Below are 9865 nucleotides of genomic sequence, written 5' to 3'. Positions count from 1 at the left end.
TTGTCCTGGGCCGCGGGCCGGCCCGGGGGGGGGGCTCGCGGGTGTCGCGGCGGCCGCGGGGGGGCCTTGGGGGGTCTCCCCCCGGGGGGGGGGGGGCCGGCCGGCCCCGGACCACCGGACGGGCGTCAGCGGACGCGTCCGTAGTAGACGCTCCTCGCCCAGATCTTCTCCAGCCGCACCACCGCACCGGTCCTCGGCGAGTGCCAGATCTTGTTGTGCCCGGCGTAGATCCCCACGTGGTAGACGCTGCGGCCGGAGTGGAAGAAGACCAGATCGCCGCGTTGCCGGTGCGAGGCCGAGATGTGGCGGGTCTTGTTGTACTGCTGCTGCGCCGTGCGGGGGAGCTTCTTCCCCGCCTTCTTGAACGAGTAGACCGTCAGCCCCGAGCAGTCGAACCGGGAGGGGCCGGTGGCCCCCCACCGGTACGGCGCCCCCTTCTTCGACGCGGCGACATTGAGCGCCTTCAGCGACGGTGCGGCCGCCTGGGCCTCGGTGGCGGCACCCGGCGCGAGCATGGTGCCCCCGACGGCGGCCAGGGTGAGAACCGAGGCCGTACCGGCCCGGGCGAGCAGAGACGGGACATGAACCTGCGCAGTCATGCGCAACCCTTCGTCAGCCGCCTGTGAAGGATGACCTGTCGGGTTCGGGCTGGCGAAGTTGCCCGGCCGCACACGGCGGCTTCACCCCGAGGGTCGACCGTTCGTCCGGTCGACCCGTTGTGCTCGGGTCCTCCACTCCTGCCGATCCACTTCTGTCGACCAGTCATCCGCGCGGCGGCAGGACTCGGCGTCCGCCCGGACCGCCCCGCCGCGGTGGCGGGGGCTTGTCGTCCCAGGGATCTTGACGCACCGACAGTCGGATTTCCGAGCTGAAATGATGATATGTGAGAGTCCTCACGACTGGCCCGTTCGAGTGGAGCAGGCGCTTTCGGGCGTCTCTCCGCCCGCTCGGACCGGTCGCGTACCAGGGGTGAAACGGTAGATTTTCTTCTTTTGCGTCACAGCGGGCGCAACTCGAAATCCTGTCCGCGAAGCGCGTTTTCTACGCTGAAGGAGTAGGAAAATCGGCTTAATGGTCGGGCGTGTCGCATGGGGGAGTCGGCGGCCGCCTCCACGGGGCCGCCGATGGTCCGGCGATCAACTCGGTGGAGGCGGCGGCAGGGTGACGCGCCCGGCTCGCCGTTCCCCGTCCAGGACGCGCAGCGCCCGGGCCAGGGTTCCGGCGTGAATCCGCGACTCGCCGCGTTCGTGCATCAACGCCAGGGCGTCCCGCAGCCCGCCCGCCCGGGAGGCCAGCGCCTGGGCGGCGCGCAGGGCCCCGTAGGTGTCGCCGCCACGGGCGGGATTGATCCGGCCCAGTTGGTCGAGGACTTCGAGGTAGCGGTCGATGAACTCCCCCTCCGCGCGCGTCAGCGCGGGCAGCGGCGGCACATCGGGCGGCAGCACGCCGCCCTCACCGGGAGCCATGCGAGGGGAATGATGAATTCCGGTTCTCCAGGACGTGGTCCACGAGGCCGTACGCCTTCGCGGCCGGCGCGTCCAGCACGAGGTCGCGTTCGATCTCGTCGGCGATCCGGTCGGCGTCGCGGCCCGTGTGGCGGGCCAGCAGCGCCACGAGCGTCCCGCGGACCCGTTCCAGCTCCCGTGCCTCGATCTCCAGATCCGAGGGCTGCCCCTGTACGGGCTCGGTGAGTTCCGGCTGGCGCACGACCACCCGGGCTCCGGGCAGCATGTGGCGTCGTCCGGGTGCGCCCGCGGCGAGCAGGAGGGCCGCGTGCGAGCCGGCCTGCCCGAGGCAGTAGGTCTCCACCTCGCAGGTCAGGTACTCCATCGTGTCGTGGATGGCGGACATTGCGGTGAACGAGCCGCCGGGGGAGTTGATGTAGAGGGACACGGGCCGGTCGGGCGCGGTGTGTTCCAGGTACATGAACTGGGCGATCAGGTCGTTGGCCGCGGTGTCGTCGACCTCGGTGCCGAGAAAGACGATCCGCTCGGCCAGCAGCTTGGAATACGGGTCGAGGGTGCGGGTCCCGGTGGCCGTGCGCTCGGTGAACTCGGGCAGCACGTAACGGGCGGTGGGACGGAACAGCATGGGTGATGCCTTTCCTGGATCTGCGCGGGCTCATGCCGAGCCCGCCTCGGACGCCTGTGAAAAATGTACAGGACGTACAGAATCTCTAGGGGGTGGCATGGTCGGGAGATCCACTGAAATGCCCAGGTCGGTGGGCATTTCCGCAGTTCGCTGAGAGAGGAAACCTCACGATCTGATACGACGGCCTCGGTCGTCAGGTTGCTTCGCCCTCACCGGAACGGAGCGGAGCGCTTAGGCGCTACGGAGGTCCTCGGGGCTCGGGCGGACGCGGACCGGCTGGGTGGAGTCGGCGTCGGCATGCCCGGATCATGCGTCGAGGGTGACGTCCGGTACACCGTTGACGGCGAGAAACGTGAGGCACGGGTGGCGCGCGTCGTGGGAGGCGGACCTTCCGCAGCTCCGGCCTCCGCTGCGGGGAGTACGCGGTCTCGCGCGGGTGGCGAGTCGTGAGCGGTTGGCCGAGGTGGTCGACGTATATGCGGTGCAGGAGCGGGGAGCCCGCCTCGACCCGGGCGGCCCGCACATCGTCCGGGCCGGCCGGCCCGCTCGGAGCCGGATCGTCGAAACCGTACTTCGGTACCGTCACATGAGGCGTCGATTTCCGCCGAGACCGGCCGAGGTGCAGGGCGACCGGAGAACTCTTCGTGTGACGTCGACTCGCGCATCTCTCGAAACGAGAGCCCGCGGGAGCATGCGAAAGCCTCTGACCTGGATATTCGCTGTCGCCACGGACCACGGCGGTCCAGGCGGACATTACATAGGCTAGGGAGCATGGCCTACGAGATTCCGGTGACGCAAGCCCGAGCTGAACTCGCCGAACTGATCAACCGTGTCGTCTACGGCGGCGAGCGAGTGGTCGTGACGCGGCACGGCAAGCCGCTCGTGGCGCTCGTCTCGGCCGCCGACCTGGAACGGCTGGAGGACGACGGCGCGGAGGTCTCCGAGGAGCAGGTGATCAGCTCGGTCTCCTCGATCGGTTCCGCGGTGTCCACCCCCGGCGAACGGGGACGCTTCGGCATCGCGGCGGAGCACACCCGCCACCGCGAGCCGGGCAGCTGAGCGGACCGCGTCGACGGGGCGCGGTGCGGTGGGGGCCGCCGCCCCGCGGTGCCGGAGGGGACCCGCAGGGGGCGTGCGTCAGGCGGGAGTGTTCCATCCACGCGTGCGGCACCGGCTTGTGCGTGCCCCCACGTGGAACGCTGCCGATCGGTCCCGCCACGGGGCTGCCGCGTCGCGTGCGCGACCGTGCGGCTGAAGGCCCGGTAGGCGTCTCGGCGCGCTGAGCGTCACGTGGGGGACACGGCCGTCCGGCTATCGATTCGGTAAAGAAGCTGGTGCGTGGCCTGTTCCCAGGGGCCTCACAGCCGCCAAGATCCGCGGAGGTCCTGGACGAATCGCGCCGCCGTCGGTGGTGCTCCAGGCGTGGGGGAGGTTCCACGTGAGACGCACAGCAGCTCTCGGCTCGGCCGGTGCTCTGGTGGCAGGCATGCTCATATCGGGCGCGGTGGCAGCGCCTACGGCCACCGCCGAAGGCCACCACCGCGGTTCCGAAGCCCGTGGTGTCGAATTGGCCGCCGCCCGGGCGGCCAGGGCGGGTGTCGACTGGAAGGACTGTCCGGCCGACTGGGCCCTGGCCACGCCGATCCAGTGCGGCTGGGTGACCGTTCCGCTCGACTACGCGCGGCCCGACGGCCGTCAGATCCGCATAGCCGTCGACCGGCACGTCAGCACCGGAACGAAGAGCGAGCGGCAGGGGGCCCTGATCTACAACCCCGGCGGCCCCGGCGGATCGGGTCTGCGGTTCCCGACCCGGATCACCAACAAGAACCCGCTCTGGACGAACACGGCGAAGGCATACGACTTCGTGGGGTTCGACCCGCGCGGCGTCGGGCACTCCGCGCCGATCTCCTGCGTCGACCCGCAGGAGTACGTCAAGGCCCCCAAGGCCGACCCCGTACCCGGTTCCGAGGCCGACAAGTACGCCCAGCGCAAACTCGCCGCCGAGTACGCGGACGGCTGCGCCGAACGCAGCGGCGACATGCTGCCGCACATGACCACGCCGAACACCGCACGCGACCTGGACGTCATCCGGGCCGCCCTCGGCGAGAAGAAGCTCAACTACCTGGGCGTCTCCTACGGCACCTACCTGGGAGCCGTCTACGGCACGCTCTTCCCCTCCCACGTCCGCCGCATGGTCGTCGACAGCGTCGTCGATCCGGCGCGGGACAACATCTGGTACCAGGCCAACCTCAACCAGGATGTCGCCTTCCAGTCACGCTGGGACGACTGGAAGGCATGGGTCGCGAAGAACGACTCCGTCTTCCACATCGGCGACACCCCCGAGAAGGTCGAGCAGGAGTGGCTGACGCTCCGCGCCGCCGCCAAGAAGAATCCGATCGGCGGCGTCGTCGGCCCCGCCGAACTCATCGGCTTCTTCCAGAGCGCGCCCTACTACGACTCCTCCTGGGCGCCCGTCGCCCGGATCTGGAGCGACTACCGGAGCGGCGACACCCAGGCTCTCGTCGACGCGGCGGGCCCGGACATGTCGGACACCGCGGGGAACATCGCCTCGGAGAACGGCAACGCCGTGTACACGGCGGTCGAGTGCGCCGATGCCAAGTGGCCCACCAATTGGCGCACATGGGACCGCGACAACACCCGGCTGCACCGCGACCATCCGTTCATGACCTGGGCCAACGCCTGGATGAACCTGCCCTGTGCGACCTGGCCCACCAAGCAGCACACCCCGGTGCAGGTGAAGTCCGGCAGGGACCTGCCGCCGGTACTGATCGTGCAGTCGGAGCGGGACGCAGCCACCCCGTACCAGGGTGCCGTGGAACTGCACAAGCGCTTCAAGGGCTCGCGCCTGATCACCGAACGGGACGCCGGCTCGCACGGGGTCACCGGCCTGGCGAACCCCTGCATCAACGAGCGGGTGGACACCTACCTGCTCACCGGCAGGACCGACCGCGGCGACGTGACCTGCGCCCCGCACGCCACCCCGAAGCCGTAGCGGCACCAGCACGGCCGGACCGCTCGCGAGCGGCCCGGCCCGGGCGGCCGGTGGTCGAGGACCACCGGCCGCCCGGCATCGCCCGCGGATTCCCCTCAGCCCTTCCGGTCGTACGACTCCAGCCAGGCGTCCTCGGCCGCGTAGTCGAACAACTGCTGTCCATAAGCCCGGAGCATGGCCGGAAACGCCTCGGTCCAGTCCCTGCCGTCCAGTTGGCCGGCGAGCCACTCCACGGTCTCCGGGAGCGAATCCGCGTAGTCCGTCACCGGCCGGTACCCGAGCTCGCGCTCGGCGGCCGTCATGTCGTACACGACGGGATGGGCGATGCTCCACGGGGTGGAGCCGACCTCGTCCTCCCCGGGCGCGCCCGCCATAAGTACGGTCTCGGTCCGTCGGCCGAGGACCGCGTCGACGGCCTCGCCGATCTCCGCGACCGTCGGCGCCTGCGGGTCCCCACCGTTGAGCACCCGTGAACCCGGCTGCCGGGCGGACAGCCGGATCAGCTCGGCCAGGTTGGAGACATGGACCGGATGGAAGCGGGACGCGCCCCCGAAGGCGAGCACCCGTCGTGTCCGGCCGTCCAGGAGCCGCTTCACGAAGTAGAGCTCCCGGGGCGTGCGGCAGTGGGGTCCGTGAATCGCCCCGGCCCGCAACAACGTCACCGGAAGCGTGTCCGCCGCCGCCAACAGATCCCGCTCCAGGTGCACCTTCCGTGTCGCGTACGTGGTGTCACCCGGCGCCACGGTGCGCTGGGTCTCCGGGATTGGCACGGGGTAGCGCGGAGCGCCGTCGGGCTCGTCCTGCGTGTCGAAGCCGCGCCCGCGGTCGTCCTCGTAGACCGCGCCGCTGGAGATGACCACCGCGGAACCGATCCGGTCCGCGAGACCTGTCAGCTGCCGTGCGTGATCCCCGCCGTAGGCCACCATGTCGACCAGTACGTCGCAGCCGTCGCCCAGTGCCGCCGCGAGCGCCCCTTCCTCGTTCCGGTCGACAGCCGCCGTGCGTACCGTGTCGTCCCACCGTGCGTCCCTGCCGCCGCCGCGTGAGGCGGCCGTCACCTCCCAGCCGTCCTCGGCGAGTGCCTGCACAGCCACTCGGCCGATCTGTCCCGTCGCTCCCATGACCCATGCGTGTCCCCTGTTCATGAGGGCACGCTAGGCGGGAACGGCCCCCCGCGACAGTGAAGTTCACCGAGCGCGGATTCGCCGTCGGCGTCATGCTGCCGGGAACTCACGGGATTTCCGCCCGCCCCGCCCCGCCCCGGCACCGTCGCGGAGGACAGTGGGCCGCGAGCGGGGAGTTCGGCAGGACGCCGGTCAGGTTGTGGCCGTTGCCGGTGTACGTGGGGTCGCACATCCGGTCGAATCCCTTGCCCTCGTCGTTGTCTACGGCCTGGCTGCTGCCGTCCGACCCGCCCGGCGGCTTCCGCCCACACGTGGGCGTCGATCCCGGGTTCGGGGGGTGGTGGTGGGCCGCTCGCCGATGCCCGCGCCGCTCCGGATGCACCGGTTGCCCGCGTGGATGCGCCGACCGACGCGGCCCCGTCGACGTAGGCGTCCACCCCGGTCGGCGGGCCGGCCCCGGTGGGCCGCCGGACCACCCCAGCCGTTGCGGGCCGTGTCGATCAGCGTTGTGGGAGCGATCCCACAGTGGCGCTGTGGCGCGTACCTGCCAATGCTTGAAGCGTGGCCGCTTCCATCGCCTGCCGGACCGGCGTGGTGAGGGGAGCGGAGGTACCGGTCCCTGGCCGGTCGGGGGCATCCTGTCCGGATGGTCCGGTCGGACGTGGCGGCCGCCCCGGAAGCGGTGGCGGCGGCGCGGCTGCTTGCCCCGGGTGGACCCGGCGATCACGATGCGGGGTCCGCGTACGGCCGGGTACGGCCGGCATCCGGACCACCGGGTTCGTGCCGGTCCGTTCGAGGACGCCCGTTCCGCCGAGTGACAGGACAAGCCCCATGCGCCCGCGCACCGTACTCGCCGCCGCCACGCTGCTCACCCTCGCCGCCGCGACCCCCGCCGCGGCCGAACGGCCCGGGGAGCCGGGACCGGAAAGCCGCCTCCGGCTCACCGTGTCGGGCGGCGACCACACCTGGATCCGCGGCGTCGAACTCGTCTGCCCGCCCGCACCGGACACCCACCATCCCCATGCGGCCGCCGCCTGCGCGGACCTCTCGGCGGCGGACGGCGACCTCGACGCGCTGCCCGGTGACCCGCACCTGTGCACCAAGGAGTTCGCCCCGGTGACGGCCGCGGCCACCGGCACCTGGCGCGGGCGCCCCGTCGCCTGGCACCGGACGTTCCCCAACGCCTGCGAGATGGACGCGAGAACCGGGCCGGTCTTCCGGTTCTGAGGCGGCCCGGGACGGTCCCGGAATGCGCCGTCACAGGCGTCCCGACCCGTCCCGGACCGCACTGCCGCCGTCGGACGGCACACGCCCCCGGCTCAGGACTGGCGCGTCGCCGCCATGCCCAGGGTGATCAGGCCGAGCACCACCCAGCCGAACCAGAGCCAGCCGCTGCTCCCTAGTGCCACCGTGTAGGCGGTGACCGCCACCAGGGCCGCCACGGTGATCACGCCCATGGTTTTCGTGGACCCGGACATGCCGCACCCTCCTCACCGGCCACACGGCCGTGGGTGCCATCGTCACCCCGGGGAGGGGTCCACCGCTACTGCCCGCGCGCCTGCAATGAGGCGAGGTAGGCGTTGTACGCCTGAAGCTCCTGGTCGCCGTCGCGTTCGGCGGCACGGTCGGACCGCTTCGCCGTCCGCTGCTCGGAGCGGTACCACTGGAAGACCAGTGCGATCAGCACCAGGACGGACGGAATCTCACTGAACGCCCAGGCGATGCCGCCCGCCCAGTTCTGGTCGCTCAGCGCGTCGATGCCGAGCGAGGCCGGCGGGTGCTGGTAGGTCCCCACCATCGGCGTGGAGGCCATCATCAGCGCGATGCCGAAGAAGGCGTGGAACGGCATCCCCGCGAACAGCTCCAGCATCCGCATCACGTAGCCGGGCCGGTGCGGCCCCGGGTCCACGCCCATGATCGGCCAGAAGAACACCAGGCCGACCGCGAGGAAGTGGACCATCATCGCGATGTGTCCGGTCATCGAACCCATCAGGAAGTCGAACAGCGGGGTGAAGTACAGCGCGTACAGACTGGCGATGAACATCGGGATCGTGAACACCGGGTGCGTGATGACCCTCATGTACCGGCTGTGCAGCAGCATGAGCAGCAGCTCGCGCGGACCCTTGCGGCCGCGGCCCGCGACCGGGAGCGCACGCAATGCCAGGGTCACCGGGGCGCCCAGCAGCAGCAGGATCGGCGACAGCATGCTGATCACCATGTGCTGCACCATGTGCACGCTGAACATGACCATGCCGTAGTCGTTGAGCTTGGTGCACATCACCAGGGCGATGCTCAGGACGCCGACCACGAAGAAGACCGTGCGGCCGACCGGCCAGGAGTCGCCGCGCCCGCGCAGCCGCAGCACGCCGTACCCGTACAGGGCGAGTGCGAGGATGCAGCCGATCAGGAAGAACGGGTCCGCGGAGAACTGGAGCCCCCGTCCCAGCGTGAACGGCGGCAGGTCCATGTTCATGCCGTGCCCGCTGTGATCCATCTGTTCACTCCCGCTGGGGACATCCCCGATTCGTGCCGGTTGTCCCGACCAGAGTAGAACCGCCCCCGACCGCGACTGCGACCGGGGGCGGTTCGTCCGAGCCAGGAGCCCTCAGAGTACGCACTCGGCCTCGGCGTACCGCTCGGCGGGGACGGTCTTCAGCGTCTCCACCGCGCGCGCCAGCGGCACCAGAGCGATGTCCGTGCCCCGCAGCGCCGTCATCCGGCCGAACTCGCCGCGGTGCGCCGCCTCCACCGCGTGCCAGCCGAAACGGGTGGCGAGAACACGGTCGTACGCCGTCGGGGTGCCACCGCGCTGGACGTGGCCGAGGATCACCGGGCGGGCCTCCTTGCCCAGGCGCCGCTCCAGTTCGGTGGAGAGCTGCGTCGCCACACCGGCGAACCGTTCGTGCCCGTAGATGTCCTTCGTCCCCTGCTGGAACTGCATGGAGCCCTCACGCGGCTTGGCACCCTCCGCGACGACGACGATCGCGAACTTCTTGCCGGCCGAGAAGCGCTCGCCGACCACCGCGGTCAGTTCGTCGATGTCGAAGGGGCGCTCCGGCACGACGATGGCGTGCGCGCCCGCCGCCATGCCCGAGTGCAGGGCGATCCAGCCGGTGTGGCGGCCCATCACCTCGACGATCAGCACCCGCTGGTGCGATTCGGCGGTGGTCTTCAGCCGGTCGAGTGCCTCGGTGGCGACACCGACGGCGGTGTCGAAGCCGAAGGTCACGTCGGTGGCCGCGATGTCGTTGTCGATGGTCTTCGGCACCCCGACGATGGGCAGCCCCGCCTCGGACAGCAGATGGGCCGCCTTCAGCGTGCCCTCGCCGCCGATCGGGATGATCACGTCGAGACCGAGATCGGCGACATGGCCCCTCGCCCGTTCGACACCGCCGCGCAGATGGGCGGGCTGGACCCGGGAGGAGCCGAGGATCGTGCCGCCGCGGGCGAGGATGCCGGCCACCGCGTCGAGGTCGAGCTTGCGGTAGTCGCACTCCAGGAGCCCCTTCCACCCGTCGTGGAAGCCGATGACCTCGTCGCCGTGGTCGACCACGGCGCGATGCACGACGGAGCGGATGACGGCGTTCAGGCCGGGGCAGTCGCCGCCGGAGGTGAGTACACCAATTCGCATTGCCCG

The 9865-nt window shown here is 70.8% G+C and carries 10 protein-coding genes, 1 pseudogene and 1 riboswitch; of the genes and pseudogenes, 3 read left to right on the top strand and 8 right to left on the bottom strand.

Annotated features, from left to right (window positions below; translation table 11 throughout):
- Nucleotides 1-125: 125 nt before the first annotated feature.
- The 3 genes from ACFC79_RS25930 to ACFC79_RS25920 form a co-directional block, all read right to left on the bottom strand.
- Nucleotides 126-599 carry a C40 family peptidase gene (locus ACFC79_RS25930; protein WP_376244309.1) on the bottom strand — a complete coding sequence of 158 codons (474 nt, stop codon included), beginning with the start codon at nt 597-599 and terminating at the stop codon, nt 126-128.
- A 3-nt stretch (nt 600-602) separates the two neighbouring features.
- Nucleotides 603-767: riboswitch (cyclic di-AMP (ydaO/yuaA leader) on the bottom strand.
- Between the two features lie 369 nt (nt 768-1136).
- Nucleotides 1137-1466: a hypothetical protein gene (locus tag ACFC79_RS25925; RefSeq protein WP_376244306.1), complete on the bottom strand. Its 330-nt coding sequence runs from the start codon at nt 1464-1466 to the stop codon at nt 1137-1139.
- Complete coding sequence (locus tag ACFC79_RS25920) at nt 1453-2088, bottom strand: ATP-dependent Clp protease proteolytic subunit (RefSeq protein ID WP_376244405.1); 636 nt, start codon at nt 2086-2088, stop codon at nt 1453-1455. The genes ACFC79_RS25925 and ACFC79_RS25920 overlap by 14 nt, the downstream gene beginning before the upstream one ends.
- Before the next feature lie 774 nt (nt 2089-2862).
- Here ACFC79_RS25920 and ACFC79_RS25915 point away from each other — a divergent pair.
- The gene (locus ACFC79_RS25915; RefSeq protein ID WP_376244304.1) at nt 2863-3150 is read left to right on the top strand and encodes a type II toxin-antitoxin system Phd/YefM family antitoxin; all 288 of its coding nucleotides are present in this window, start codon (nt 2863-2865) and stop codon (nt 3148-3150) included.
- 427 nt (nt 3151-3577) lie between these two features.
- Nucleotides 3578-5104: an alpha/beta hydrolase gene (locus tag ACFC79_RS25910; protein ID WP_376244402.1), complete on the top strand. Its 1527-nt coding sequence runs from the start codon at nt 3578-3580 to the stop codon at nt 5102-5104.
- A 95-nt stretch (nt 5105-5199) separates the two neighbouring features.
- Here the strand turns inward: ACFC79_RS25910 and ACFC79_RS25905 are convergent, their stop codons facing one another.
- Together ACFC79_RS25905 and ACFC79_RS25900 are read right to left on the bottom strand one after the other, a co-directional pair.
- Complete coding sequence (locus ACFC79_RS25905; RefSeq protein WP_376244301.1) at nt 5200-6249, bottom strand: NAD-dependent epimerase/dehydratase family protein; 1050 nt, start codon at nt 6247-6249, stop codon at nt 5200-5202.
- Nucleotides 6250-6334: 85 nt separating this feature from the next.
- A pseudogene (locus ACFC79_RS25900) lies at nt 6335-6732 on the bottom strand (glycoside hydrolase family 6 protein); the annotation flags it as partial.
- A 327-nt stretch (nt 6733-7059) separates the two neighbouring features.
- Here ACFC79_RS25900 and ACFC79_RS25895 point away from each other — a divergent pair.
- Nucleotides 7060-7455, top strand: a complete 396-nt coding sequence (locus tag ACFC79_RS25895; protein ID WP_376244299.1) for an SSI family serine proteinase inhibitor — start codon at nt 7060-7062, stop codon at nt 7453-7455.
- Nucleotides 7456-7547: 92 nt separating this feature from the next.
- Here ACFC79_RS25895 and ACFC79_RS25890 read toward each other — a convergent pair whose 3' ends face one another.
- The 3 genes from ACFC79_RS25890 to ACFC79_RS25880 all read right to left on the bottom strand — a co-directional run bounded on the left by ACFC79_RS25890 (nt 7548) and on the right by ACFC79_RS25880 (nt 9859).
- Nucleotides 7548-7706, bottom strand: a complete 159-nt coding sequence (locus ACFC79_RS25890; protein WP_376244296.1) for a hypothetical protein — start codon at nt 7704-7706, stop codon at nt 7548-7550.
- 65 nt (nt 7707-7771) lie between these two features.
- The gene (locus ACFC79_RS25885) at nt 7772-8722 is read right to left on the bottom strand and encodes a cytochrome c oxidase assembly protein (protein WP_376244294.1); all 951 of its coding nucleotides are present in this window, start codon (nt 8720-8722) and stop codon (nt 7772-7774) included.
- 111 nt (nt 8723-8833) lie between these two features.
- The gene (locus tag ACFC79_RS25880) at nt 8834-9859 is read right to left on the bottom strand and encodes a 6-phosphofructokinase (protein ID WP_376244291.1); all 1026 of its coding nucleotides are present in this window, start codon (nt 9857-9859) and stop codon (nt 8834-8836) included.
- Nucleotides 9860-9865: the final 6 nt, after the last annotated feature.

Source organism: Streptomyces sp. NPDC056061, from assembly GCF_042266885.1.
Classification (GTDB): Bacteria; Actinomycetota; Actinomycetes; order Streptomycetales; family Streptomycetaceae; genus Streptomyces.
The sequence above is the reverse complement of the archived record's forward strand: the minus strand, read 5'-3'. Positions and strand labels throughout refer to the sequence as shown.